At 68.3% G+C, this 25,993-nt stretch carries 20 protein-coding genes and 1 tRNA gene; 7 read left to right on the top strand and 14 right to left on the bottom strand.

What is annotated here, in order from left to right; genetic code table 11:
• Window positions 1-224: 224 nt before the first annotated feature.
• Window positions 225-1,928, bottom strand: a complete 1,704-nt coding sequence (gene cydC, locus LU699_RS15815; RefSeq protein WP_425491120.1) for a thiol reductant ABC exporter subunit CydC — start codon at window positions 1,926-1,928, stop codon at window positions 225-227.
• Window positions 1,925-3,742 (bottom strand): thiol reductant ABC exporter subunit CydD, encoded by a 1,818-nt coding sequence (gene cydD, locus LU699_RS15810; protein WP_232135882.1) that lies wholly within the window; start codon window positions 3,740-3,742, stop codon window positions 1,925-1,927. Before cydD ends, cydC begins: the two co-directional genes overlap by 4 nt.
• Before the next feature lie 196 nt (window positions 3,743-3,938).
• On the opposite strand from cydD, the gene LU699_RS15805 reads away from it, so the two are divergent.
• From LU699_RS15805 to pgaD, 6 genes are all read left to right on the top strand, one after another.
• Window positions 3,939-4,015 (top strand) — tRNA-Pro (locus LU699_RS15805).
• 104 nt (window positions 4,016-4,119) lie between these two features.
• Window positions 4,120-5,337, top strand: a complete 1,218-nt coding sequence (locus tag LU699_RS15800; protein WP_232135883.1) for a CynX/NimT family MFS transporter — start codon at window positions 4,120-4,122, stop codon at window positions 5,335-5,337.
• Between the two features lie 295 nt (window positions 5,338-5,632).
• Window positions 5,633-7,681: a poly-beta-1,6 N-acetyl-D-glucosamine export porin PgaA gene (gene pgaA, locus LU699_RS15795; protein ID WP_232135884.1), complete on the top strand. Its 2,049-nt coding sequence runs from the start codon at window positions 5,633-5,635 to the stop codon at window positions 7,679-7,681.
• The gene (gene pgaB, locus LU699_RS15790) at window positions 7,678-9,570 is read left to right on the top strand and encodes a poly-beta-1,6-N-acetyl-D-glucosamine N-deacetylase PgaB (protein ID WP_232135885.1); all 1,893 of its coding nucleotides are present in this window, start codon (window positions 7,678-7,680) and stop codon (window positions 9,568-9,570) included. The genes pgaA and pgaB overlap by 4 nt, the downstream gene beginning before the upstream one ends.
• Window positions 9,571-9,574: 4 nt before the next feature.
• Window positions 9,575-10,834 (top strand): poly-beta-1,6-N-acetyl-D-glucosamine synthase, encoded by a 1,260-nt coding sequence (gene pgaC, locus LU699_RS15785; RefSeq protein ID WP_232135886.1) that lies wholly within the window; start codon window positions 9,575-9,577, stop codon window positions 10,832-10,834.
• A complete protein-coding gene (pgaD, locus tag LU699_RS15780; protein ID WP_232135889.1) occupies window positions 10,831-11,271 on the top strand; it encodes a poly-beta-1,6-N-acetyl-D-glucosamine biosynthesis protein PgaD in 441 nt (146 codons plus the stop codon). Before pgaC ends, pgaD begins: the two co-directional genes overlap by 4 nt.
• Here pgaD and LU699_RS15775 read toward each other — a convergent pair whose 3' ends face one another.
• The 11 genes from LU699_RS15775 to LU699_RS15725 all read right to left on the bottom strand — a co-directional run bounded on the left by LU699_RS15775 (window position 11,272) and on the right by LU699_RS15725 (window position 22,923).
• Window positions 11,272-12,540 carry a glutamate-5-semialdehyde dehydrogenase gene (locus LU699_RS15775; protein WP_232135890.1) on the bottom strand — a complete coding sequence of 423 codons (1,269 nt, stop codon included), beginning with the start codon at window positions 12,538-12,540 and terminating at the stop codon, window positions 11,272-11,274.
• Between the two features lie 267 nt (window positions 12,541-12,807).
• Window positions 12,808-13,956: a glutamate 5-kinase gene (gene proB, locus LU699_RS15770; protein WP_232135892.1), complete on the bottom strand. Its 1,149-nt coding sequence runs from the start codon at window positions 13,954-13,956 to the stop codon at window positions 12,808-12,810.
• Window positions 13,957-13,969: 13 nt separating this feature from the next.
• The gene (locus tag LU699_RS15765; protein WP_232135894.1) at window positions 13,970-14,227 is read right to left on the bottom strand and encodes a YciI family protein; all 258 of its coding nucleotides are present in this window, start codon (window positions 14,225-14,227) and stop codon (window positions 13,970-13,972) included.
• Between the two features lie 30 nt (window positions 14,228-14,257).
• Window positions 14,258-15,553, bottom strand: a complete 1,296-nt coding sequence (argH, locus tag LU699_RS15760) for an argininosuccinate lyase (protein ID WP_232135896.1) — start codon at window positions 15,551-15,553, stop codon at window positions 14,258-14,260.
• Between the two features lie 87 nt (window positions 15,554-15,640).
• The gene (gene argC, locus LU699_RS15755) at window positions 15,641-16,594 is read right to left on the bottom strand and encodes an N-acetyl-gamma-glutamyl-phosphate reductase (RefSeq protein ID WP_232135897.1); all 954 of its coding nucleotides are present in this window, start codon (window positions 16,592-16,594) and stop codon (window positions 15,641-15,643) included.
• Window positions 16,591-17,217, bottom strand: a complete 627-nt coding sequence (locus LU699_RS15750; RefSeq protein WP_232580274.1) for a GNAT family N-acetyltransferase — start codon at window positions 17,215-17,217, stop codon at window positions 16,591-16,593. Before LU699_RS15750 ends, argC begins: the two co-directional genes overlap by 4 nt.
• The gene (locus LU699_RS15745) at window positions 17,218-18,543 is read right to left on the bottom strand and encodes an acetylglutamate kinase (RefSeq protein ID WP_269781293.1); all 1,326 of its coding nucleotides are present in this window, start codon (window positions 18,541-18,543) and stop codon (window positions 17,218-17,220) included.
• Window positions 18,544-18,601: 58 nt separating this feature from the next.
• Window positions 18,602-19,702: an acetylornithine deacetylase gene (locus tag LU699_RS15740; RefSeq protein WP_232135899.1), complete on the bottom strand. Its 1,101-nt coding sequence runs from the start codon at window positions 19,700-19,702 to the stop codon at window positions 18,602-18,604.
• A gap of 168 nt (window positions 19,703-19,870) precedes the next feature.
• Window positions 19,871-21,076 (bottom strand): argininosuccinate synthase, encoded by a 1,206-nt coding sequence (locus LU699_RS15735; RefSeq protein WP_232135900.1) that lies wholly within the window; start codon window positions 21,074-21,076, stop codon window positions 19,871-19,873.
• A 51-nt stretch (window positions 21,077-21,127) separates the two neighbouring features.
• Entirely contained in the window at window positions 21,128-22,138 is a 1,011-nt protein-coding gene (locus LU699_RS15730) for an N-acetylornithine carbamoyltransferase (RefSeq protein ID WP_232135901.1), read from the bottom strand.
• A 293-nt stretch (window positions 22,139-22,431) separates the two neighbouring features.
• Window positions 22,432-22,923: a hypothetical protein gene (locus LU699_RS15725; protein ID WP_232135902.1), complete on the bottom strand. Its 492-nt coding sequence runs from the start codon at window positions 22,921-22,923 to the stop codon at window positions 22,432-22,434.
• 160 nt (window positions 22,924-23,083) lie between these two features.
• Here LU699_RS15725 and cysS point away from each other — a divergent pair, with 160 nt between their 5' ends.
• Window positions 23,084-24,451 carry a cysteine--tRNA ligase gene (cysS, locus tag LU699_RS15720; RefSeq protein WP_232135903.1) on the top strand — a complete coding sequence of 456 codons (1,368 nt, stop codon included), beginning with the start codon at window positions 23,084-23,086 and terminating at the stop codon, window positions 24,449-24,451.
• Between the two features lie 271 nt (window positions 24,452-24,722).
• Here cysS and fabF read toward each other — a convergent pair whose 3' ends face one another.
• Window positions 24,723-25,961, bottom strand: a complete 1,239-nt coding sequence (gene fabF / locus LU699_RS15715) for a beta-ketoacyl-ACP synthase II (protein ID WP_232135905.1) — start codon at window positions 25,959-25,961, stop codon at window positions 24,723-24,725.
• Window positions 25,962-25,993 lie beyond the last annotated feature (32 nt).

Raw genomic sequence — 25,993 nt, 5'->3', positions numbered from 1 at the left:
TTCGGTGATGCGGATGGAGACCGACATTCTAGTGCCCTGCCCGGGGGCTGTCCTGCCGCGCGCTGAAGCGTCCGGCGAAGCGGACAGCGGTCGTGGGACGGGGTGCGCGCAGCGAAACCCGTCATTGCCATGCGCCTGTCCGCGATCAAAACGATCGGAACCGCGACCCCTGGCAAGCAGTGGATGCATCAGGCGCAGGGTCCCTCGATGGGTTTCGCCGCGCTCTACACATCCTGTGCAAGCGACGACGGGCGCTGGTCGTGCAGGCGTCCATCGCGCAGCCACAGATGCCGGTCGACGAGACCATCCGGCAGCACGCCGTGGGTGATCAGCAGCAGGCTGCGCCCGGCCAGCAGTTCCGGCAGGTCGCGCAGCAGGGCATCGGCAGTGTCGTGGTCGAGGCCTTCGGTCGGCTCGTCGAGCACCACCAGCGGTGCATCGCGCAGCAAGGCGCGCGCGAGTGCAAGGCGCCGGGCCTGACCGGCAGACATCGTGACGCCGGCCTCGCCGACCCAGGCATCGAGCCCGCCGATCCGCTCGGCCCAGCCATCGAGCCGCACCTGCGCGAGCATCGCCCACAGCGTGGCGTCGTCGGCATCGGGCGCGCCGAAGACCAGGTTGTCGCGCACGCGACCGGCGAACACCGGCGCGTTCTGCGGCAGCCATGCGATGCGCGCATACCAGTGCGCCTGCACCATCGCGCGCAGGTCGATGCCCGCCCAGGTGACCTGCCCGGTCTGGGCTTCGGCGCTGCGCAGCAGCAGCGCGGTCAACGTGGATTTGCCGGCGCCGCTGTCACCGCTGATCGCAATGCGCTCACCGGGCGCGACGGTCAGATCCAGGCCCTGCAGCACTGGGCGTGCATCCGGGGTCCAGGCGAAGCCGACGTTCTCGAAGCGCAATGCGCCATGCGTCGGCACTGCGACGGGTTCCGCGGGATCGCCCACCGCGGGCGACGCGCCGGCCACCGCATCGAGTCGTGCGATCGAAGCGCGCGCAGCCAGCAGCGCCTGCCAGGCGAGGCCGGCGGCCGCCCAGGCCTCGAACAGACCGATCGCGAGAAACAGGATCGCCGCGGCATGCGCCGCCGGCAACGCCCCGGCGGTGAAGCCGGTGGCGACACTCCACAGCAGGCCGAGCAATCCGACCCCGGCGATCCCGCCGTGCAGCGCCTGCGCATCGGCGAGGCGGCGACGACGCGTGCGTTCGAGGGTGGCGACATCGTCTGCGTCGGCGTCCACGCGCGCCAGCCAGCCCGATGTCGCATCGAGCGCGGCGAGATCGGCGCGGCCTTCATAGAGTTCGTGCAGGCGCGCACGCAGCGCCGCGCGTCGTTGCGCCCGCAGGGTCTCCTCGGCCGCACGCCCCCAGGCGACGCGAGCCGGCACCACGATCGCGAGCAGCACGGCGATCGACGCCAGCCAGACTGCGCTGGGCGGATGCAGCCAGGCGACGATGCCGAGGCCGAACACGCCGATGCCGAGCAGGGCCAGCAAAGGCCCGGTCGCGCGCAGCAACAGACCGTCGACGGCGTCGATGTCGTCGAGCAGCCGCGCGAGCAGATCGCCGGTACGCAGACGTCCGAGCTGCGCCGGGCTCAGACGCAGCGCGCGCGCGAAGAACCAGCTGCGCAGATCGCGCGCGATGCGCAGCATCGTGTCGTGGCCGAGCAGTTTTTCGAGATAGCGCGACACGATGCGCGCCAGCGTCAGTCCGCGGATGCCGGCCGAAGGCGTGAAGAAATTGAAGCTGCCGAGCACCCCGAAGGTCAGCGCCGCGCCGGTCAGGAAAGCGCCGGAAACGCCGAGCAGGCCGACGCCTGCCACCAGCGTCAGCAGCATCAGCGCGACCGCGAGCAGCACGCCGCGGCGATGACCACGCAACAGCGCGCGGGTCGACTGGATACGTGCCGGGTCCTGAGCGCTCACGGCGCGACCTCCGAGGGCGCCGGCACCTGCCACTGCGCGCCGGCCCATGCGATCACCGCATCGCTGTGGGTGGCGACGATGACGGTGCAGCCGCCCAGATGCGCATCCAGCGCGGCGAGCAGATCGGCCTCGGTGTCGGGGTCGAGGAATGCGGTCGGTTCGTCGAGCAGCAACAGCTGCGGCCGCAGCAGCAGCGCGCGTGCCAGCGCGACGCGACGCGCTTCGCCGCCGGACAGGCCGAACCCGCGTTCGCCGATCACCGTGTCCATGCCGTCGGGCAGTTGCGATGCGAACCGCGTGACCTGCGCGACGCGCGCGGCCTCGGCGAGTTCGGCATCGCTGGCGTGCGGCGCGCCGATGCGCAGGTTGTCGGCGATGCTGCCGTGGAACAGCCACGGCCGCTGGCCGGCCAGCGCGATGCGCGTGCCAGCGGCGATGTCGATGCGTCCGGCGTCGGGTGTCAGCCAGCCGGCCATTGCATCGAGCAGCGTGCTCTTGCCGGAACCGCTGGGGCCAACGAGGGCGAGACGCGCGCCCGGCTGGATTTCCAGAGAGATGTTCTGCAGTGCGGGCGTGCGGGCTTCGGGGTGGCGCAGCGTGAGGTCGGAGATGCGGACGAGTGCCAGAGCTGGTGGTTCGCCAGTTGCGCCCCCTCCTCCGCGCGCGGGGGAGGACTGGGGTGGGGGCGATGTCTGAGCGGCCGTGGTGTTCGTCGGCCCGCACGGTTTGCCCCCATCCCGACCTTCTACCCCGAGGGCACGTCGCCTCGCATGCGGGGGAAGGCGCCGATCAACTGCGAGCTCGGGCAATCCATCGAACGCCGCTTCGATTTCCGCCACCGCTGCCAGCGCATTCGCGCGGTCGTGATAGTGCGCGGCCAGGCGCCGCATCGGCGCGTAGAACTCAGGCGCCAGCAGCAGGCAGAACAGGCCGGTCGACAGCGGCAGCGTTTCGCCGCGCAGGTCGAGCATGCCCAGATACGTGAAACCGAAGTACACCGCGACCAGCGCCACGCTGACCGACGCGAAGAACTCCAGCACCGCCGACGACAGGAACGCGATCCGCAGCACGCGCATGCTGCGCACGCGGATGGTTTCGGTCGCCTCGCCGACCTGCGCGAGTTCTGCGTCGCCACGGCCATAGACGCGGATCAGATCCAGTCCGCGCAGGCGATCGGTGAAGTGCGCACCCGCGCGCGCGAGTGCGGCGAGCTGGCGGCGACCGGCGGTTTCGGCACCCTTGCCGATCAGCATCATGAAGAGCGGCGCGAGCGGCGCGGTCAGCAACAGCACCAGACCGACGATCCAGTCGACGGCGAATACCGCGACCAGAATCGCCACCGGTACCAGCATGATGTCCGCGCGCGCGACGAGATAACCGCCGTAGTAGCCGGCGGTCGCATCGACATGACCGGTCGACAGCGCGACCAGCGCACCGCTGCGTCGGCTGCGCAGCCACACCGGGCCGCGCGCGGCGATGGCGCCTGCCAGTCCGGTGCGCAGATGTGCGATCACCGATTCGACGACATCCGCCTGCAACCGCTGCCCCGCCCACACCAGCGCGGTGCGCGCGAGCAGCGTGGCGGCAAGCAGCATCAGCGGCGCATGCAGCGCATCGAGCCCGGCGCGCGCGAACAGCAGTGCATCGAGTGCCCAGGCGATCGCTGCGGCCTGCGGAATCCACAGCCAGCCGGCCAGCACCTGGCAGGCGCACGCGCGGCGGTGGCGGTCCCGCCAGGGCGCGAGCTGCGCATCGAGCCAACCGGTCCGCCGACGCCGCGCATCGGCCGTGGATTCCAGCGAAGGCGCACTCATGCGGCTGTGGTCATGCGGATGCGGACATGCGGGTTCCGGAACGCGGACACCGCACACCGGTATCGCGAGCCGGTATTATCGCAGCCCGCCGCGTCCGGGACGTGGCCGACATCGCTCCCGAAGCGCGGCTGCAAATTCCCTTCACGAAGTGCTTGCCCTCCCCGAGGGTGCATCAGTAGAATGCGCGGCTCACCTTCGGGGTGTAGCTCAGTCTGGTAGAGCGCTACGTTCGGGACGTAGAGGTCGCAGGTTCGAATCCTGTCTCCCCGACCATCCGCAGCAGTGCGGTAGGTGATATCGAAAACCGGCCCTCGCGCCGGTTTTTTCGTTTTTCCGGCCGTGCCCGGTTCGCGGCGATGGATGGTTCCCCCGCCGCCATGACTTCGCGTTCCCCCGCGCATTCCGCGTCCCGTCTGCTGCCCGCACTCGTGCTGGCCGGCATCGCCCTGTCCGCGTTCAACCTGCGCACCGCGGTGACCTCGCTCACGCCGCTGCTGGACGTGCTCGGCGACGTCTTCGGATTCGGTTCCACCACCGCCGGCCTGCTCGGCATGCTGCCGACGGCCGCGTTCGCGGTGTTCGGCGTCGCGACGCCAGCGCTGACGCGCCGCATCGGTCTGGAACGCACCGCGCTGCTGGCGATGTCGCTGGCGGGCGGTGGACTGGTACTGCGTTCGCTGGCCGACGGTGTCGGCGTGCTCGGCCTCGGCGCGACGATCGCGCTGGCCGGCATGGGCATCGGCAACGTGGTGCTGCCGCCGCTGGTCAAACGCTGGTTCCCGAACCGCGTCGGCGCGATCAGCACGCTCTACATCACCGTGTTGCAGCTCGGCACGATGCTGCCCGCGCTGCTGGCGGTGCCGGTCGCCGATGCCGCGGGCTGGCGCTGGGCGCTGGGCATCTGGTCGCTGACCGCATTCGCGGCCGCGTTGCCATGGCTCTGGTTGCTGCTGCGCCATCGCGAATCGCTCGCCCCGCCGGCGCCCATCGTCGATGCGAACGCCGTCGCCCCCGCGGCCGGCCGCATCTGGCGCTCGCCGATCGCCTGGGGCATGGCCCTGATGTTCGGCATGACCTCGTTGATCACCTACGCGATGTTCACCTGGCTGCCGCTGCTGCTGACCGAAGCCGGCGCGTCGCCCGCGTTCGGCGGCACGATGGTCGCGCTGTTCTCCACGCTCGGCCTGATCGGCGCACTGGGCATGCCGTCGATCGCGGTGCGCATGCGCAACCCGTTCGTGATCGTGCTGCTGTGCGCGGGCTGCCATCTGGGCGCGTACGCGGGCCTGCTGTTCGCGCCGATGGCCGCGCCGGTGCTGTGGGTGATCCTGCTCGGCCTCGGCCCCAGCACCTTCCCGCTGGCCCTCACGCTGATCAACCTGCGCACGCGCACGCCGGCTGGCTCGGCCGCGCTGTCGGGCTTCATGCAGGGCACGGGCTATGCGCTCAGCTGCGCCGGACCGCTGCTGTTCGGCGTGCTGCATGCCGCGACGGGCGGCTGGCGTTGGCCGTTCGCGATGCTGCTGGTGGCGGTCGCGGTGCTCGTCATCGGCGGCTGGCTGGCATGCAAGCCGCGCTGGCTCGAGGACACCTGATAGCCGGAAGTACCCGGGCTTCTCCAAGGCGTCCTCGCGCCTGTACAGGTTCCGTTGAGAATTTTCGTATGGCGCTGAACAGGTTCAGCCACAACCCTGTTCAGTCGCTATCTTCACGCGAACGTGCTTCAAAACTGCATCCAATTCGCCGGCATTTCGCCCGATTGCGTGACGCGCTCCTCACTTTGTAACCGCCAGCATCCCGCCGCCGCTGCACCTCCCGTGCAGCTTCCAGCCCAAGCGAGATGCCGTGCCAGTCCGTTCGCGCCGTTCCGGTCACCCCCATTCACCTGAATTGCGTCCGCGCGTTCTGTGCCAGGCACTGGTCTTCGCCTGCCTTGTTGTGCCGCTGTCGAATGCGCTCGCGGCGTCGGATCCGGAAGTCCGCAGCCAGGCGGAGCAGCTGCGCGGAGAGGACCGCCCCGCCGAAGCGCTGCTGATCGTCGAGCGCCGACTCGCGGCAGCGCCCGATGATGACGATGCGTTCCGCCTGCGGGTGCTGATCCTCACCGATCTCGGCAGCTCGCGACTTGCGGTGGAGGCGATGCGCCAGCGCCCGCAGCTGTTCGCAGATCACGAGCGCGAGCGCGAGCGCATCGAAGGCGACGCGGTCGCGCGGGCGATCGGCTGGGGGCGGGTCGAACCGGAAACACCGGAAGCGCGACTCGCCGAATCACGCGCCGCGCTGGCCGAACTCGAAGAGCTGCAGCGCGATGCACCCCGCCAGACCAACTGGGAAGCCACCCGCCTGCGTGTCGACGCGCTGTCGGCGCTGAACCACCTGCAGCAGCACGAAGCCGTCGTCACCGGCTACCAGGCGCTGCTCGACGACGGCATCGAAGTGCCCGCCTACATCCTCGGCACCGTCGGCGATTCGCTGCTCGCCCTGCGGCGGCCGGCCGAGGCCATTCCGGTACTGGAAAGCGCGATCGCGCACACGCCGCATGACGTCAACGCCCGCATCCTGCTCGGCTACGCCTTCATCGAGACCGAGCGCTTCGATCGCGCCCTGCCGCTGTTCGAAGCGCTGGCCGCATCACAGGAGGCCTGGCCACGCCAGGCGGGCGCGCGCAGCGGTTACGAGAACTGGGACCGCTACAGCGCCGACCTCAACCACGCGCTCGCGCATTCCTATGCCAACGACAACGCACGCGCGGACACGATGCTGCAGGCGCAGGCCGGCGTCGGCCCGAACAATCCGGGTCTGCAGGCCGCCTACGGTGCGGTGCAGTCGCGCCGGCTGCGCCCGTCTGCCGCGCTGGAACGCTACGAGATGGCGCTGACGATGGCGCCACAGGACCGCGACGCTCTCGCCGGCCGCGTCGGCGCCCTGACCGCGCTCGATCGCATCGACGAGGCGCGCGACGCACTGACCGCCTTGCAGCAGGCGCATCCGGACGATCCACGCCTGGACCGCGTCGAACGCGATCTCGAACGCCACCGCGGCGTGCAAGCCACGCTGTCGGCGAATCGCGGCCGCAGCCGACAGCGCGACGGGGCCGGCACCTCGATCTCGCCGTTCGGCAGTCGCGATGGTGGCTGGGCGCTCGAAGTGCGGTCGCCTCTGATCGACGACCGCTGGCGCGTCGGCGTGTTTGCGCACGAGGACTGGGCCGATTTCATCGACGGCCGCACGCGCCATCGCGCGGCCGGCGTCGGCACCTGGTACCGGCAAGACCGGCTCGGCGCCTGGGCGACGCTGGGCGCAGCTGGCGGTGCATCGAGCGGCGCGACCTGGACGCTCGGCGCCGACTGGCGCTTCAACGATGCCTGGCGCGCCGGCGTGGAACTCGCACGCAATGCACAGGACACCTCGTTGCAGGCGCGGCGCCTCGGCATCGACGCCGACAGCGCGACGCTCACCGCGTCGTATGTGCCCAGCGACACCTTCGCACTGCAAGGCCGACTGTCGCGACTGCGCTACGACGACGGCAATACGCGCGACCAGCTCGGTGTCGATGCGACGCAGCGTCTGCTGACGCGTCCGCACCTGATGATCGACGGCCTGCTGTCGGCGTACACCAGTCGCGGCTCGCGCGGCGACACGGTCGGCTACTTCAATCCCGAGCGCGATGCGTCGGCGAACGTCGGTTTGCGCTTCGACCACATCACGTGGCGGCGCTACGAGACCGCGTTCCAGCAGCGTGTCGAACTGATGGCCGGTCCGTACTGGCAGCGCGACGCGGGCACGCACTGGGTGCCGTCGCTGGGCTATCGCCACCTGTGGCGGCGCGACGGCCACGAACTCGAATACGGCGTGGCCTGGTCGCGTCCGGTCTACGACGGTCTGCGCGAGCAGCGCGTCGCCTTCGATGTCGAACTGCGCTGGGGAGGTGCCCGATGATCGCGTCCACACGCACCTGGGTCGCCGCCGCGCTGCTTGCGCTGCTGTCGGTGCTGTCGCCCGCACACGCATCGCTGCTGGTACTCAGCTACCACGACATCCGCGACGACGTAGCGCCGAAGGGCGATCCCGATCCCTACGCGGTGTCGACGACCAACTTCGCCCAGCACCTCGACTGGCTGCGCGCCCACGGCTACCAGGCCGTCAGCGTGCAGGCCGTCATCGACGCGCGCGCCGGTCGCGGCACGCTGCCGGACAAAGCCGTGCTGCTGACCTTCGACGATGGCCTGCGCAGCGCCTATACGCATGTGTTCCCGTTGCTGCGCGCCTACAACTGGCCCGCGCTGGTCGCACCGGTCACGAGCTGGGTAGAACTGCCGGCAGATCAGGTGGTGCCCTATGGTCCGCGCGATTTCACCGGGGATGATTTCCTGACCTGGGCGCAGCTGCGCGAGATGCACGACAGCGGTCTGATCGAGATCGGATCCCACAGCCACGATCTGCATCGCGGCCTGCCCGGCAATCCCTTCGGCAACCAGACGCCGGCCGCGGTCACCCGCATCTGGAGCGAGGGCAGCGGCTATGAAAGCGAAACCGCGTGGCGCGCACGAATCGAAGCCGACCTGCAGGCCAGCCGCGCACTGATCGAACGCAACATCGGCCAGGCGCCACGCGTGATCGTGTGGCCCTACGCCGCCTACAACGATGTCGCCAACGGCATCGCCACCGCGCTCGGCATGACGCTGTCGTTCGACCTCGAAGGTCGCGCGCAGGAAACCGACCTCGGCCTGCAGGGGGAGGAACGCGCAGATCAGGCCTCGCTCGCGAGCCTCGCGCGCCTGCTGATGCACCGCAATCCGGACGTGCGTGATCTCGCCGGTGAACTGCGGCGCGATCTGTCACTCGATGGCGTGCGCGCGATCCAGGTCGATCTCGATTACGTCTATGACGAAGACCCCGCGCAGCTCGAGCGCAATGTCGACGCGCTGGTGCAGCGCATGCAGGACATCGGCCCGAGCCACGTCTGGCTGCAGGCCTTCGCCGATCCGGACGGCGACGGCGCCGCCGAGGCGGTCTACTTCCCGAGCCAACACATGCCGGTGCGCGCCGACCTGTTCAATCGCGTCGCCTGGCAGCTGCGCACGCGCGCGCAGGTGCGGGTGTATGCGTGGATGCCGGTGCTCGGCTTCAAGCTGGCCGATGCGGAGCTGCAGCGCGAACTGCAGATCGTGGCGACCGGCGAGAACGAGATTCCGCGTCTAGATCCCGGTGACCCGCGCACGCTCGCGATCGTCTCCGACATCTATGCCGAACTCGCCGCGAACAGCCATTTCGACGGCCTGCTGTTCCATGACGATGCCTATCTGCGCGACGACGAGATTTCCGCCTACGGCGGCGGCGTGCCCGCGGCGCGTACGCAGGGTTTGATCGATTTCACGATGGCGCTCAAGACCGCGGCCCAGCGCTGGCGGCCGAAGCTCACGACCGCGCGCAACCTGTTCGCGCGGCCGGTGCTGGAACCGGCGTCGGAAGCCTGGTTTGCGCAGCGGCTCGAACCCTTCCTCGCGGCCTACGACTACACCGCGCTGATGGCGATGCCGCACATGGAAAATGCAGACGACCCGCAAGCCTGGCTGCGCACGCTCGCCGATGCGGTGCGCGCGACGCCCAAGGGCGTGGAGCGCACGTTGTTCGAACTGCAGACCGTCGACTGGCGCGTGCCCGCGCCGCTGCCGGGCGACACGCTGCGCGCGCAGTCGCGACTGCTGCAGGCGGCGGGCATCCGCCATCTGGGCTACTACCCCGACGACTTCATCGGCAATCAGCCAACGCTCGAGGACGCGCGCGATGCGATGTCCGCGCGCGCTTTCCCCTACCTGGAGCGCTGAGCCGATGGACTGGTCTTCGATTGCCTGGACGCGCTGGCTGTTCAACTTCGCGTTCTTCTATCCGATCGTCATGGCGTTCTTCTGGATGACCGGGGGCGTCTACTACTACATGCGTCGCGAGCGCAAAGCGCCGAAGCCCGACGCGCCGCCGCCGATGCGGCATACGCCGTTCGTGTCGGTGCTCGTGCCCTGCTTCAACGAGGAAGACCACATCGTCTCGACGATCACCGCGCTATCGGCGCAGGTGTATCCCGACTTCGAGATCATCGCGATCGACGACGGCAGCAGTGATCGCACGCCTGAACTGCTCGACGCACTGGTCGCAGATCATCCGCGCCTGCGTGTGGTGCATCTGGCCGAAAACCAGGGCAAAGCGAATGCACTGCGCATGGGCACGCTGGCGGCGACGTCCGACTACCTCGTCTGCGTGGATTCCGATGCCACGCTCGACCCGCATGCGGTGCGCTGGATGGTCGGGCATCTGATCGATGGCCCGCGCGTCGGCGCTGTGACCGGCAACCCGCGCATCCGCAACCGCACCACGCTGATGGGGCGCATGCAGATCGGCGAGTTCTCCGCGATCATCGGCCTGATCAAGCGCGCGCAACGCACGTATGGCCGGTTGTTCACGGTGTCGGGCGTGATCTGCGCCTTCCGTCGTACCGCGCTGCACGATGTCGGCTACTGGTCGGACCAGATGGTCACCGAGGACATCGACATTTCCTGGCGCCTGCAGATGGCCGGCTGGGACATCCGCTACGAGCCCAATGCGCTGTGCTGGATCCTGATGCCGGAAACCCTGCGCGGCCTGTGGTCGCAACGCCTGCGCTGGGCCTGCGGCGGTGTCGAGGTGCTGCTGAGCCACGGTCGCCATGTGCTCGCGTGGAAGAAGCGCCGCATGTGGGGCGTGCTGCTCGAATACATGCTGAGCCTGGCCTGGGCCTACGTGATGCTGACGATCATCACGCTGTGGCTGGTCGGCCTGTTCGTGACCCTGCCGCCGGCCTGGCACGTGGACACCATCCTGCCGCGCTGGCACGGCGTGGTGCTGGCCTTCGTCTGCATGCTGCAGTTCGGCACCAGCCTGCTGATCGAACGCCGGTACGAAACGAAGATGGCCCGGCATTTCTATTGGGTGATCTGGTATCCGATCGCCTTCTGGATGCTGGGCATGTTCACCGCCGTCGTCGCATTCCCGCGCACCCTGCTGCGCCGCCGTCGCCGCGCGGTGTGGATCAGTCCCGACCGAGGAGCCGCCGCATGACCCCGCCGATCATCGACCACACGCCCGCACGCGGGCCGCGCAAGCGCCTCGCCTCGGGCGCGCTCACTGCCGCGGCCTGGACGGTCTACGCCTGGCTCTGGGTGCCGCTGATCACCGCGGTCGCCTGGTTCATCGGCGTGCGCACCGCGTATCTGCGGCTGTATCTCAACGAGAACGAGATCGACGCGTTCCTGCTGCTGTCGCTGCCGGTGATCGCGCTGATCTGCGGCGCATTGCTGATCGGCTGGGCGGAATACAACCGCGTGCGCTTCTCCAAGGCCGACCGCCGCAAGCGCCGGGTCAAAACCGACGAAGAACAGGTCCGCATCGCACTCGGCGCGAGCCCGTTGCTGGCGGCGAAGCTGCGCGATGGCCGCATCGTGCGACTCGCACTCGACGACGATGCGCGCCCGGTCGCGGCGACCAGCGGCAGCTGATCAGACCGCGGCCGCGTTTTCCGCGTGCCGCACCTGCCCCGCCCCGTCGACGACGAAGCGTTCGACGGTCAGCGCTTCCAGACCCATCGGGCCGTAGGCATGCAGGCGCGTCGTCGAGATGCCGATCTCCGCGCCCAGGCCGAGTTCGCCGCCATCGCTGAACCGCGACGACGCGTTGACCATGACGACGGCCGAACGCAGCGAAGCGACGAAGCGACGCGCATTCGCCTCATCGCGCGTGGCGATGACCTCGGTATGGTCGGAGCCGAAACGCCGGATGTGCGCGAGCGCGGCGTCGAGCGAATCGACGACGCGCGCGGCGATGACCAGATCGAGAAACTCGGCCGCGTCATCGTCCTCGCCGATCGGCATGACGCCATCGGCGCGTGAGGCGATGCCGGCATCGCCGCGCACCTCCACACCGCGCGCCTGCAACGCGGCGATCGCGCGCGGCACGAACGCATCGGCGATATCGGCATGCACCAGCAGCGTCTCCAGCGCGTTGCAAGCGCTGGGTCGGCCCGTCTTGCCATCGAGCAGCAGGCGCAATGCGAGATCGGGATCGGCGCTGGCATCGACGAACAGATGGCAGACACCCTTGTAGTGTTTGATCACCGGCACGCGTGCGTGCTCGGCGACGAAGCGGATCAGGCCTTCGCCGCCGCGCGGAATCGCCAGATCGACGATGTCGCTGAGCTGCAGCAGCTCGAGCATGGTCTCGCGGCGCAGATCGGTGACCAGGGTCAGCACATCGGCGCCGATGCCCTGCGCTTCGATCGCGCCGCGCAACGCATCGGCGATCGCGGTATTGGACTCGATCGCCTCACTGCCGCCGCGCAGGATCACGCCATTGCCGGCCTTGATGCACAACGCTGCGGCGTCGGCGGTCACGTTCGGCCGCGCCTCGTAGATCATCGCGATCACGCCCAGCGGCACCCGCACCTTGCGCACGCGGATGCCGTTCGGACGCACGTCGTCGCGGGTGACCTGGCCGACCGGATCCGGCAGATCGGCGACTTCGCGCACCGCGGCGGAGACACCGGCGAGTCGTGAAGCGTCCAGACGCAGACGATCGAGCAGCGCACCGGCCGTGCCGCGCGCTTGCGCGGCTTCGATGTCGCGTGCGTTCGCGGCGAGGATCGAACCGGCGTCTGCATCGAGCGCATCGGCCATCGCGTGCAGCAGCGCGTTGCGCGCCTCGGTATCGAGCATCGCCAGCTGCGCGGCCGCATCGCGGCAAGCCAGGGCGGCGGTTCGGATCTCGCTCATGGGACGTGGGTGTGGTGTGGGGAGCGACAACTTAGCGCGATGCGAAGATGGGCGCGATGCTTGCGGTGGCAACTGCCCGCGCCCATCCAATCAGCGCACGCGTCAACAACTACCGTCATTCCGGCGGCTTTCAACAGACGAATGTCTGGTCAAGCCGGAATCCAGTGTCTTGGCTTATGCGCTGCCAGTTACCGTCAAGCGGATAGAAAGTCGCTGGATTCCGGCCTTCGCCGGAATGACGGTGACAAGGGACTGGATAAAACCCCTTTACACCAGCACCAGATCATCCCGATGCACGATGGTCTCGCCGTAGCTGTAGCCCAGCGTCGCCTCGATGTCCCGCGAATGCCGCCGCGCGAGCCGGCGGATGTCGTCGGCGGAGTACTGCGTCACGCCTCGCGCGATCGGCTCGCGCGCTTCGCCGTCGCGCAGCACCACCGACACCAGATCGCCGCGCCGGAACTGTCCTTCCGCGGCGAGCACGCCGCCCGGCAGCAGCGAGGCGCCCTTCTCGACCATCGCGTTCGCAGCGCCGCTGTCGACGAGGATTGCGCCGGGCTCCGCCGGCGCGTTCTGCAACCAGTGCTTGCGCGCCGCCATGCGCGTGCGCAGCGGATGGATGCGGGTGCCGCGCAGGCGATCGTGCGCGAGTCCGTCGAGCACATCGGCGCGGCGGCCGTTGAACAGCACCGTCGCAACGCCGGCCGATGCGGCGCGCTGCGCGGCTTCGAGCTTGGTGCGCATGCCGCCGGTGCCGACGCTGCTGCCGGCGCCGCCGGCGACTGCCAGCAGCGAGGCACTCATCTTCGCGACGACCGGCATCGGCCGCGCGTGCGGTTCGATGCGCGGGTCCGCGTCATAGAGGCCATTGATGTCGGTGGCGATGAACAGCACATCCGCATCCACCAGTGCGGCGACGATCGCGGCGAGGTTGTCGTTGTCGCCGAGCTTCAGTTCGTCGACCGAGACCGTGTCGTTCTCGTTGACCACCGGCAGCGCACCGTGGCGCAGCAGCGCGGTCAGCGTCGCGCGTGCGTTGAGATAGCGGCGGCGGTTGCGCAGGTCATCGTGGGTCAGCAGCACCTGCGCGACTGGGCGTTCGAAGAAGCCCTGCCAGAAGCCGGTCAGCCGCGCCTGGCCCAGTGCGGCCAACGCCTGGCGCTCGGCCATCGGCGCGCCGGGCGCGGGATTGGCATGCAGGATCGCGCGGCCCGCCGCGACAGCGCCCGACGACACCACGACGATCTCGCGCCCCGCGGCGTGGCTCGCGCGCACGAAACCGGCGAGCGCCTCGGCGTGTTGCGCCGACAGTCCGCCGCCATCGGCCGCCAGCAGACTGCTGCCGACCTTGAGCACCGCGCGCCGCCAAGGCGGTAAGGGTTGCTCGGGAAACGCATCGGTGTCGGGCACGTGCATCGGTCGGCTGCGCTCAGCGGGTGTTCCACTCGTGGACGACGAGGTCGCTCGTATTCTGCAGTGCCAACGGGTCGGCCGCGACGATCGCCTGCGCTTCATCCAGTGTCGCGATTCCGCTCAGCAGATACGCGCCGCCCGTGCCGTCTGCGAAGCCGCCGGTCATGTCCAGCAGGCCGCGCGCGCGAAGATCGTCGAGGAAGGCCTGATGCGGCGCGACGACGGACACATCGAAGTCCGGGCGGCGCATCGCGATGACGAGGAAGCGTTTCATGTCGTCAGTGCTCTAGTCAGAGACCACGCATCACGCCAGCGCATCCCAGCGCGCGCGCAGCGTGTCAAGGCGCAGATCTGCGGCGCCGCCCGGCGAGGTGCGCGCGGCGAGACTGCCTTCCGGCGTGCGGCCCTGCCCAGCCGTGTCGGCGCTCTGCGCGGCGGCCTTGTAGGCCTCGCGGAACGGCACGCCGGCGATCGCGGCCTCGACTGCGGCATCGGTCGCGTACATGCCCGAATCGACCGCGGCGCGCAGGCGGTCTTCGCGCCACTCCAGATTCGCCAGCAGCGCCGGCAACAGCTCCAGCGCGGCGAGTCCACGACCGAAACCGTGGAAGATCGCGCCCTTGGAACTCTGCAGGTCGCGGTGGTAGCCCGACGGCAGCGACAGCAGATGCTCGATCTCGGTCCGCGCCGCGGCGACGCTGGCGTGCGTGGCGCGCATCAGTTCGACGACGTCGGGATTGCGCTTGTTCGGCATGATCGAGCTGCCGGTCGTGTACTGCGCCGGCAGAGCGACGAAGCCGTACTCGGCGCTGGTGAACTGCGAGAGATCCCAGGCCAGGCGACGCAGATCCAGCGTCGCGCTGCCCAGGGCTTCGAGCGCGGCGAGTTCGAACTTGCCGCGCGAAAGCTGCGCGTAGACCGGCGAGACCTGCAGCCGCGCAAAACCGAGTGCGGCGGTCGTGTGGTCGCGATCGAGCGCGAGATTCACGCCATAGCCGGCCGCGGTGCCGAGCGGATTGCAATCGATCAGCGCGAGCGTGTCCTGCGCGCGCACCGCGTCGTCGATGAAGGCCTCGGCCCAGCCCGACCACCACATGCCGCCCGACGAGAGCACGGCGCGCTGGATGTGGGTGTAGCCGGGAATCGGCAGCTCGCACTCGGCTTCGGCGCGATCGAGCGCGACCTTGGCGATCTCGCGCGACAACGCAGCCAGACGCGCGAGCTTCTCCTTCAACCACAGGCGCGTGGCGACCAGCACCTGGTCGTTGCGGCTGCGGCCGGTGTGGATGCGGCGACCGGCATCGCCGAGGCGTTCGGTCAGCCGGTCTTCGATCGCGGAATGACCATCTTCGAAGCGTTCGTCGAGTACGAAGGCGCCGCTGCGGAAATCGTCGGCCAGTGTGGCGAGTTCACGCTTCAGCCCGTCGAGCTCGTCGATCGAGAGGATGCCGACGCGCTGCAGGCCTTCGGCATGGGCGGTGCTCGCGGCGATGTCGTGCAGGAAGAACTCGCGGTCGAGGATCACGTCGTCACCGGCGAGAAACGCCTGGATCTGCGTGTCGACGGCGACGCCAGGCTTCTGCCAGAGGAGAGTGCTCATGTCGGTGTCCTTGCGGGATCTGGAGGAGCGCGCTCGCGCGCGATGCAGCTTTACTGGTAGCGGGCGGTCGTACGCGCCGCCCGGGAATCAATGCGGGATCGACGTCAGCTCGTCGAAGCCCAGCGCGAGGTTGAGGTTCTGCATCGCCTGTGTCGCCGCGCCCTTGAGCAGGTTGTCGAGCGTCGCCACGACGACGACGCGACCATTGCCCGGCGCCATCGTGAACGCACCTATCTGCGCGCCGTGGCGGCCGGCGATATGGCTGACCCAGGGCGCGTCGTCGATGACTTCGACCAGCGGCGCGTCGGCGTAGCGCGCATCGAACAGCGCCTTGACCGCGTCGCGCGACATCGGCGCTGAGAGCCACAGGTTGACCGTCATCGTGATGCCGCGGAAATGCGGCGCGACGTGCGGCATGAACTCGACCGGCAACGACAGCTGCTTCGACACCTCGCGCTCGTGCACGTGGTTGGTCAGCGCGTAGGGCATCAGGTTGTCGGCCAGCAGCGCGGTGTCGTTCTTGTCCGACGGCATAGTGCCCGCACCCGAGTAGCCCGACACGCCGAAGCACTGCGGCGGGCCGGCGAGATGCTCGGCAAGCGGCGCGATCGCCAGCTGCATCGCGGTCGCGTAGCAGCCGGGATTGCTGATCCGGCGCTGGCCGGCGTACCGCGCACGCGTCAGCTCCGGCAACCCGTAATACCAGCCGGCCTCGAAGCGGTAATCGGCCGACAGATCGACGATCAGCGTGTCCGGCTTCGCGGCGTCGATCGCGGCGACGAACGGCGCGGCCTTGCCGTTGGGCAGCGCGAGAATCACCGCATCGACACCCTTCGCGGCGACCGCATCGGCATCGAGGCTTTCGAAGCGCAGCTCGCCCGCGAAGCCGTCGGTGTGATCGGCGACGCGCTGGCCGTCGAGCTCACGCGAGGACACGAACGCGAGTTCGAGGCCCGGATGCGCGGCGACGAGGCGGATCAGTTCCTGGCCGGTATGGCCGCGCGCGCCGACGATGCCGAGGCGGAAGGGAGATGTGCTCATGGAGGGCTGTCCGGCTTGAACGTGTCGAGTTTGAATCGCAGATGGCGACGCACCGCCGGCCATTCCGCGTCGATCACCGAAAACACCACGGTGTCGCGCAGAGAGCCGTCGGCATGCCGCTTGTGATGGCGCAGCACGCCATCCTGTTTCGCGCCCAGGCGCGCGATGGCCGCGCGTGAGGTGTGATTGAACCAGCTGGTCTCGAACGCTACCGACGCGCAACCGAGCACATCGAAGGCGTGCGTGAACAGCAGCAGCTTGGCTTCGGTGTTGAGAGCGGTGCGCTGCACGCGCGGTGCGTACCAGGTGTAGCCGATCTTGAGGTTGGGCACCGCGGCGTCGAGATCATAGAAGCGCGTACTGCCGACGACGCTGCCGTCGGCGTCCAGCACCGCGAACGCGAGCGCCTCGCCGGCCGCCTGCGCCTCGAGCGCCTTGTCGATGTAGCGCGGCACGTCGTCCGGCGCGGGCACGTTCGTGTACCACGCCGTGTGCAGACCGCTGTCGCGCGTGACGTTCGCGAGCGCGTCCGCATGCGCGGGCGCAAGCGTTACCAGCGAGACGTGACGACCGGTCAGGGTCGGCGTCCGTGTCCACGCAGCGTCGGCGGCGCGTTCGCCCACTCAGCCCACCAGCGTCGGCGGACGCGTCGCACAATGCGCGACGCAGCGCTGGATCTGCTCGAAGCCGTCGAGGCCGTACCAGAACACCTTCCACTTCTCCTGCTTGATGCAGCCGTCGGACTCGGCGTAATAGAAGATGTTGACCTGGTTGTGGTGGCGCGAGCGCCAGAACAGCTGCGGCGTCTCGTCGCGCATCACGTTCCACACCGCGCGGCCGAGACCCTCGCCCTGCGCGTCGTCGAGCACGGCGAACTTGTCCAGATACACCGTGCCCTCGCCTTCGGTCAGGATCACCGCGGCGCGGTAGTTCTCGCTGACGTAGGCGCGCAGCAGCGGCGTGCGTTCGAAATAGTCTGGGGCGAGTTCACGGCCGAAGCTCGATTCGATCAGCGACTTCAGCCGTTCGAGATCGAGTTCCGACCAGTCGGTCACGCGCAGCACCTGCTCGCCGCGACGCACCAGCGTGCCGGATCCCTTGTGCGTGAACAGTTCCTTGGCCAGATCGGCCGGCCGCGTGATCGACACCGACGAGGCCATCGGCAGACCTTCGAGCAGCGCCTTGATCTGCTCGATCTTGACCTTCATGCCGCCGTGGATCCACGGCTGCTGGATCAGGTGGTCGTACTCGGTCGACAGGTTGATCGAATCGATGACCTTGCCGTCGGCATCGAGCAGACCGCCGGTGCCGGTGAGGAAGATGATCTTGTAGGGCTGCAGTTCGCGCACCAGTTCGTTGGCGGCGAAGTCTGCGTTGATGTTGAGGATCTGCCCCGCGGCGGTTTCGCCCAGGCTCGTGATCACCGGGATCGAGCCGGCCTGCAGGCTGGCTTCGATCGGCGCGAGATTCACGGCGCTCACTTCACCGACCAGGCCATACGTGCTCTGGTCGAGATACGTCGCCTCGAACACGCCGCCGGTGATCGACGTCGCACGCGCGCCGTTGCGCTGCAGGGCTTCGACCAGGCGCAGGTTCGCGGCCTGGAACACGCGGCGCACGATGGCCAGCGCCTCTGGCGTGGTGACCCGCAGACCGCCGACGGTCTGCTTCTCGATGCCGGCGGCGGCGAGCTCGGCGTCGAGCTGCGGACCGGCGCCATGCAGCACGATCGGCGTCAGGCCGACCTCCTGCAGGAACGACAGCGAGGACGTCAGATCGTCGAGTTCGTCGCGCAGCACCGCGCCGCCGACCTTGACCACGGCGAAGCGCTTGGCATCGAGCTGCGAAAAGCGCTTGAGGTACTGGCTGATTTCCTTCGCGCTGGCCATGCTCGAAAGCAGGCGCACGATGGTCTGACGGGTCTGGACATGGGTCGCGGGAATGTTCACGGGCTGCAATCGGTTGGGCGTGGGATGACGCGTGAAAAGCGGGCGATGCGGAAGTTGCTCAGCGATAGCCGTTGATGATCCGGTGCACTGAATCGGCGTAACGCTGCAGTTGTTCGAGCGTCACGAACTCGTCGCCGGTGTGCGCCTGGGCGATGTCGCCCGGGCCGTAGACCAGCGCGGTGTAACCACCGGCGGAGAACAACGAGGCCTCGGTCCAGAAATCGACGGCGTTGCCGATCGGCAGGTCGAAGGCATCTGCGATGTCGCGCGCGGCGAGACGGCGGTCTTCGGCGCGGTCGATATCACCCGACGGCAGGCTCGGTCCGCGGAAGGTTTCCTCGAAATGCGCCGCATCGGGCTGCGCAAATCCGGAGAACGTCTGCAGCAGGTCGTCTATGTCCATCGACGGCAACGGCCGGAAGCCGAAGCGCAGCTCGGCGGCCGGCGCGATCATGTTGGCCTTGATGCCGCCTTCCACCCGGCCGATGTTGAAGCGCAGACCGGTCAGGCCACCGAAGCGCGCGTGCGCCAAGGATTCGACATGATCGAGGGCACGGCCGCCCCAGCGCATCGCCTGGTGCAATGCGCTCGCCGCCGGATCCTGCTTGCCCGAAGCGTGTCCCGCGGTTCCGGCGAAGCGCATCAGCACCGAGCTGATGCCGCGATGCGCGAGCACCGCTTCGCACTGCGTCGGCTCGGCAACCAGCACGGCTTCGAACTGCAGACCGCGCGCGAGGAACGCGGCGATGCACCGCGGATCGTTGGCTTCCTCATCCGAGGAAAACAGGAACGCCGCGTCGCCGTCGCCGGCATTGGCCGCTGCGATCAGCGCTGCCGCCGCGCCCTTGATGTCGCAGACGCCGAGGCCGACCACGCGATCGTCGAGCCGCCGCATCACATGCGGATCGGCGCTCCAGTCGGGCGAATCGGGCACCGTGTCCAGATGCACGTTGAACAGCACCGTCGGCGTACCGCGCACCGCGAACAGGCTCACCGCGCCGTCGCCGTGATCGATCACTTCGACATCGAAGCCCGGCAGCCGGCTGCGGATGTAATCGAAGATCCCGCCCTCGGCCTGGATCGCACGTGGCGGATTGCGGGTGTCGAAGGACACCAGCTGTTCGAGATGATCGAGGGTTTGGGCGAGAAGATCGTTCATGGCGTCATGAAGCTCTGTACGAATGAATCCTTCTCCCTGTGGGACAACGTGCCCTCGGGGGTAGAAGGTGCCCCAAAGGGGCGGATGAGGGACGGAACCTCGCAAGATGCAACCGGATTGCGCGGCCCTCACCCCAACCCCTCTCCCCGAGGGAGAGGGGCTCGACATTCAGCGATTGACCTGCGCGTACAGCGTCGAGCTCATGCCGAACAGCTTGATGAAACCCTCGGCCTCCTCGACGCCCCAGTCCGCGGACTGCGCGTAGGTCGCGCCCTTGGCGTTGAGGATGTGCGGCGAGGTCACCGCCACCGCGTCGACGCGGCCGCCGCGGGTTTCCAGCACCACTTCACCGGTCACCTTGGCCTGCGAGGATGCGAGGAAGGCTTCGATGTCGGCCTTGAGCGGATCGTGGAAGAAGCCTTCGTAGACCAGCTCGGTCCACTTGCGCGCGACTTCCGGCTTGAAGCGGTTCTGCTGCTTGGTCAGCACGGTGTCTTCGAGCGCGCGATGCGCGGCGAGCAGCGAGATCAGGCCCGGCGCTTCATACACGATGCGGCCCTTGAGACCGATCACGGTGTCGCCGGTGTAGACGCCGCGGCCCACACCGTAGGGTGCGAACAGGGCGTTGAGCTTCGCCAGGATCTGGGCGCCCGGCAGCGTTTCGCCATCGAGCGCGACCGCCGTGCCCTGCTCGAACCGGACCTTGACCTGCAGCGGCGCTTCCGGCCATTCGGCACGCGGCGCACACCAGCCACGGGCACCCTCGCCCGGCGCTTCCCAGCGGTCGATCTCGCCGCCGGACATCGTCAGGCCCAGCAGGTTCTCGTTGATCGTGTAGGCCTGCTGCTTGGCGCGCACGCCGAAGCCGCGCTCTTCCAGATACGCCTGCTCGTAGGCACGCGTCTGCGTGTGTTCCTTCTGGATTTCGCGGATCGGCGCCACGATGCGGTACTCGCCCTGCGCCTTCACCGCCAAGTCGAACCGCACCTGGTCATTGCCCATGCCGGTGCAGCCGTGCGCGATCGCGTTGGTGCCGAGTTCGGCGGCGCGCGCGAGCGCGGCATCGACGATCAGATAACGGTCCGACACCAGCAGCGGGTACTGGCCCTGATAAGCCTCGCCGGCCCAGACGAACGGCTTGACGAAACCGTCCCAGATCGCGGGGCCGCCATCGACGGTGACGTGGCTGGCGACGCCGAGTTCGGCCGCACGCTGTTCGATAAAGGCACGCTCTTCGGCATCGACGCCGCCGGTGTCGGCGAACACAGTGTGGACGGTCCAGCCCTGTTCCTTCAGATAAGGCACGCAGAAACTGGTGTCGAGGCCGCCGGAGAAGGCGAGGACGATGTCGCGGGAAGTGTGGGCGCTGGTCATGGAGTTGTCCGTGGAGATGCGGAAAAGAATTCGGATGAAGTGCGGCGCGCGTCAGCGCATCAGGGTCGCCATGACCGCCTTCTGCACGTGCAGGCGGTTCTCGGCTTCGTCGATGGCGATGCAGTTGGGCGAATCCATCACCGCGTCGGTCGCCTTGACGTTGCGGCGCAGCGGCAAGCAGTGCGAGAACACGCCGTTGTTGGTCAGCGCCATCTTCCGCTCGTCGACGATGAAGTGCTGGTACTGGTCGCGGATCGGCTTTTCGGGCGCCCAGTTGCCGAAGAACGGCAGCGCGCCCCAGCTCTTGGCATAGACCACGTCGGCGCCGGCGTAGGCGCTGTCGATGTCGTGGCTGACAGCGAGCGAGCCGCCACTCTCGGCGACGTTCTGCGCCGCCCAGTCCATGTAGCGCTGGTCAAGCACATAGTCCGGCGTCGGGCACAGCAGGGTCACGTCCATGCCCATGCGCGTGGCGATGGTCAGCGCGGAATTCGCGACCGCGGTGTTGAGCGGCTTTGGGTGATAGGTCCAGGTCAGCACGTACTTCTTGCCGCGCAGATCCGCAGTGCCGAAGTGCTCCTGCAGCGCCAGCGCGTGGGCCAGCTCCTGGCAGGGATGGGTGATGGTCTCCATGTTGATGACCGGCACCGGCGAGTACTGCGCGAATGCCCTGAGCACCTTGTCTTCGCGATCGACCGACCAGTCGACGAACTTCGGGAACGCGCGCACGCCGATCATGTCGACGTAGCGGCCGAGCACGCGCGCGACCTCGGCCACGTGCTCCTCGGTGTCGCCGTCCATCACCGTGCCCAGATCGAATTCGATCGGCCACGCGTCCTTGCCCGGCTGCAACACGATGGCGTGACCGCCGAGCTGGAAGGCGCCGAGCTCGAAGCTGGTGCGCGTGCGCATCGACGGATTGAAGAACACCAGCGCGATCGACCGGCCCTTGAGCGCGTCGCCGAGCTTCTCGCGCTTGAATTGCGCGGCATCGGCCAGCAGGGCGTCGAGGTCGGGACGGGACCAGTCCTGCGTGTTGAGGAAGTGTCGGATCGCGGTCATCGGTGGAAATCTCGTGGAGGCGATGGAGGTAAGGATCGGATGGATCGATGAAACCGGTGTTTCGGAAACGAAAAAACCCGGCATCGGCCGGGTTTTCTGCAGAACAGCACGCATACGCGAACGACGTTCCGACTAGCCCGGGAGGATGTGGGCTTCCGGTCGGCGGGCACGCGAGGTCATCCCCGACGCCATACGGGCGGAGGTAAGGATGTCGGCGTTGGCGCGCAGGGCGTTCATGAGGCGCGAATCCTCGCACGCGAAGCGCTGCACTGCAACAGCGGCTGACGCGATGTTCAACGCTCGCCGGCCGGCGGCACGATCGGCGTCACCGACACGCGCACGCGCAAGCGGTTGCCCGGGTCGTATGGCAGCCGCGAGCGGTACTTGACGCCCTTGTGCACGTAGTCGACGTCGTAGGCGATCGGCCGGCGGAACTCGCGCTCGATAGGCACCATCCGACAGTCGCCGCCGGCGGAGCGGTCGGTCTCATCGACCCGGTCGTCCTCGGAACGCAGCACGTCCTTCACCGCGCCGACCCAGCGCGCGACACCGCGCCGCTGTTCCTCCGCGACCGGCGTGGCGGCTTCGCAACGCTCGACCATGCTGGTCGCGCGCAGGGTCTGGTAGACAGGCTCGGCCCGCAGCACCTGCGCGTACTCGAGGCGCGCGTTCTCGGGCGCCGGCGGCGGGCTCTGTGCGAACGCCGGACACGCACAGACGAACAGCACCGCCAGGACAGGCAGCGCGGGATTCGCACGAGGGTGGCTTCGGAGCGCGATCGACACCGATGCAGTGTAGGCCGCGCCCACCCGCGGGGGCTGAATCGATGCTGTCGTGAACACGCGTCGGGCCCGCTGCGATGCGGCTCGCGGGCCGCGCAGTGCCTGGGGCAGCAAGACGCGGCGAGCGCCGTTAGAATCGTCCGGTTATTCCGGCGAGCCCGCCATGTCCCTGCATCTCTACAACAGCCTGACCCGCCGCCTCGAACCGTTCGCGCCCCTCGATCCCGCGTGCCCGACGATGTACGTCTGCGGCCCGACGGTCTACAACTACGTCCACATCGGCAATGCCCGTGGTCCGGTGGTGTTCGGCGTACTGGCCGACCTGCTGCGGCGCCGTTTCGGTGCGTTGAAGTACGCGCGCAACATCACCGACGTCGACGACAAGATCAACGCCGCCGCGCGCGACCAGGGCGTGCCGATTTCGACGATCACGGACCGCTTTGCCGCCGCCTATCGCGAGGACATGGCCGCGCTGGGCATCGCCCCGCCGGACATCGAACCGGCCGCGACCGCGCACATCGGCGAGATCATCGCAATGATCGAGCGCCTGATCGACAGCGGCCACGCCTATGCGGCGGAAGGTCACGTGCTGTTCGCGGTCGGCAGCTTCGACGGCTACGGCAAGCTTTCGCGCCGCGACACCGACGACATGATCGCCGGTGCCCGCATCGAGGTCGCACCGTACAAGCGCGATGCCGGCGATTTCGTGCTGTGGAAGCCGTCGACGGATGATCTCCCCGGTTGGGAGTCACCGTGGGGCGTCGGCCGGCCCGGCTGGCACATCGAATGTTCGGCGATGGCCGCCGCGCATCTCGGCGAGACGATCGACATCCACGCCGGCGGCGTCGACCTGCAGTTCCCGCATCACGAGAACGAGATCGCGCAGAGCGAGTGCGCCCATGGCGGTGCGCCGTTCGCGAACGTCTGGCTGCACAACGGCATGCTGACTTTCGCCGGCAGCAAGATGTCCAAGTCGATCGGCAATATCGAGCGCGTGCACGACCTGGTGCAGACGCATGCACCCGAGGCACTGCGCTATGCCCTGCTCTCGGCGCACTACCGTCAGCCGCTCGACTGGTCGGATGCGCTGATCGAACAATCGGTACGCACGCTGGATCGGCTGTACGGCACCCTGCGTGATCTAGCGGATGTCGAAGCAGAGGCGCGGATCCCCGACAGCATCGAAGCCGTGCTGGACGAGGATCTCAACACGCCGGCCGCGCTGGCCGAGGTCGCGCGCATCGCCGGTGATGCACGCAAGGCCACCGACGACGCCACGCGCGCGACGCTCAAGGCGGACCTGCTCGGCGCCGGCCTCGCGCTGGGCCTGCTGCAGCAGGCGCCAGCCGACTGGTTCGCCCGCGGCGCCAGCGACGACGACGACACGCGCATCCAGGCGCTGATCGACGAACGCATCGCCGCCAAGCGGGCCCGCGACTTCGCCCGCGCCGATGCGATCCGCGACCAGCTCGCCGCCGAGCAAATCGTGCTCGAAGACACGCCCCAGGGTGTGCGGTGGAAGCGGGGCTGAGCGAGCGCGACCTGCCTTACCGTCGTCCCCCCAGCGCACGCTGGGGCCCATTTTGATCTTCGCGAAAACTGATCGTTGATCGGACTGCTCGCTTCAGTGCGATGCGCGTGCAGCAGAAGCAAAAATCAAAATGGGTCCCAGCGTGACCAGGCATTTCGTGTGCTGAAAGCCGCTGGAACGATGGAAAAGCAGACTCGGCCGACTCACCGCTACCCACCAAAAAAGGCCCGCTTGCGCGGGCCTTTTTCTTCTCGCCGATCCAACGTCGCCGTCAGACTTTGCGGAACACCAGCGTGCCGTTGGTGCCGCCGAAGCCGAACGAGTTCGACATGACGTATTCGACCTGGTGCTCGCGCGCGGTGAGCGGCACATAGTCGAGATCGCAGCCTTCGCCCGGCGTGTGCAGGTTGATCGTCGGCGGGATGATGCCGGTGTGCAGCGCCATCGCCGAGAACACGGCCTCGATGCCGCCGGCCGCGCCCAGCAGGTGGCCGGTCATCGACTTCGTCGAGCTGACCATCACCTTCGACGCATGCGCGCCGAGCACGCCCTTGATGCCCATCGTCTCGGCGACATCGCCGGCCGGCGTCGAAGTGCCGTGCGCGTTGATGTAGCCGATCTGCGAGGGATCGATGCCGGCGTCGTCGATCGCGGCGCGCATGCAGCGACCGCCGCCCTCGCCGTTCTCGCTGGGCGAGGTCATGTGGAACGCGTCGCCGCTCATGCCGAAGCCCGCGAGCTCGGCATAGATGCGCGCGCCACGTGCCTTCGCGCGCTCGTATTCCTCGAGCACCAGCACGCCTGCGCCGTCGCCCATGACGAAGCCGTCGCGCTCGATGTCCCACGGACGCGAGGCGCCGGTCGGATCGTCGTTGCGGGTCGACATCGCTTTCATCGAGCAGAAGCCACCGACCGAGGTCGGCGTGGTCGCGAACTCGGCGCCGCCGGCGATCATCACGTCCGCGTCGCCGTACTGGATCATGCGCATCGCCAGACCGATGTTGTGCGTGCCGGTGGTGCACGCGGTCACTGCCGCGATGTTCGGGCCCTTGGCGCCGGTCATGATCGAGACCTGGCCGGAGATCATGTTGATGATCGTGCTGGGCACGTAGAACGGCGATATCTTGCGCGGGCCGCCCTCGGCATACTTGATCGCGGTCTCTTCGATGCCCTTGAGGCCACCGATGCCCGCGCCGATCGCCACGCCGATGCGCTCGGCGTCGGATTCACGCACGTCGATGCCCGCGTCGGCGATCGCCATCAGGCCGCCGGCGACGCCGTAGTGCACGAAGGGATCCATCTTCTTGACGTCTTTCGGCGCGATCCACTGGGTCGCGTCGAAGCCCTTCACCTCGCCCGCGATGCGCGTGGCGAAATGGGTCGGGTCGAAATGGGTGATCGGGCCGATGCCCGACCGGCCGTTGACGATGCCGTCCCAGCTCGAAGCCAGATCGTTGCCCAGCGGCGAGAGAATGCCGATGCCCGTGATGACGACGCGGCGCTTGGCCATTGTTCAACTCCTGAGAAGTCGGTGGCGGCGCG

The organism is Luteimonas fraxinea (assembly GCF_021233355.1).
GTDB lineage: Bacteria > Pseudomonadota > Gammaproteobacteria > Xanthomonadales > Xanthomonadaceae > Luteimonas > Luteimonas fraxinea.
This window is presented reverse-complemented; position numbering and strand designations above follow the sequence as displayed.

Excerpts from the sequence above, each read along its gene's own strand:
- pgaD (WP_232135889.1), top strand. The coding sequence starts at position 10,831 with ATGACCCCGCCGATCATCGACCACACGCCCGCACGCGGGCCGCGCAAG.
- cydD (WP_232135882.1), bottom strand. The coding sequence starts at position 3,742 with ATGAGTGCGCCTTCGCTGGAATCCACGGCCGATGCGCGGCGTCGGCGG.
- LU699_RS15800 (WP_232135883.1), top strand. The coding sequence starts at position 4,120 with ATGACTTCGCGTTCCCCCGCGCATTCCGCGTCCCGTCTGCTGCCCGCA.
- LU699_RS15765 (WP_232135894.1), bottom strand. The coding sequence starts at position 14,227 with ATGAAACGCTTCCTCGTCATCGCGATGCGCCGCCCGGACTTCGATGTG.
- argH (WP_232135896.1), bottom strand. The coding sequence starts at position 15,553 with ATGAGCACTCTCCTCTGGCAGAAGCCTGGCGTCGCCGTCGACACGCAG.
- pgaC (WP_232135886.1), top strand. The coding sequence starts at position 9,575 with ATGGACTGGTCTTCGATTGCCTGGACGCGCTGGCTGTTCAACTTCGCG.
- LU699_RS15730 (WP_232135901.1), bottom strand. The coding sequence starts at position 22,138 with ATGACCGCGATCCGACACTTCCTCAACACGCAGGACTGGTCCCGTCCC.
- pgaB (WP_232135885.1), top strand. The coding sequence starts at position 7,678 with ATGATCGCGTCCACACGCACCTGGGTCGCCGCCGCGCTGCTTGCGCTG.
- cysS (WP_232135903.1), top strand. The coding sequence starts at position 23,084 with ATGTCCCTGCATCTCTACAACAGCCTGACCCGCCGCCTCGAACCGTTC.
- fabF (WP_232135905.1), bottom strand. The coding sequence starts at position 25,961 with ATGGCCAAGCGCCGCGTCGTCATCACGGGCATCGGCATTCTCTCGCCG.
- LU699_RS15775 (WP_232135890.1), bottom strand. The coding sequence starts at position 12,540 with ATGAGCGAGATCCGAACCGCCGCCCTGGCTTGCCGCGATGCGGCCGCG.
- LU699_RS15735 (WP_232135900.1), bottom strand. The coding sequence starts at position 21,076 with ATGACCAGCGCCCACACTTCCCGCGACATCGTCCTCGCCTTCTCCGGC.
- argC (WP_232135897.1), bottom strand. The coding sequence starts at position 16,594 with ATGAGCACATCTCCCTTCCGCCTCGGCATCGTCGGCGCGCGCGGCCAT.
- proB (WP_232135892.1), bottom strand. The coding sequence starts at position 13,956 with ATGCACGTGCCCGACACCGATGCGTTTCCCGAGCAACCCTTACCGCCT.
- LU699_RS15740 (WP_232135899.1), bottom strand. The coding sequence starts at position 19,702 with ATGAACGATCTTCTCGCCCAAACCCTCGATCATCTCGAACAGCTGGTG.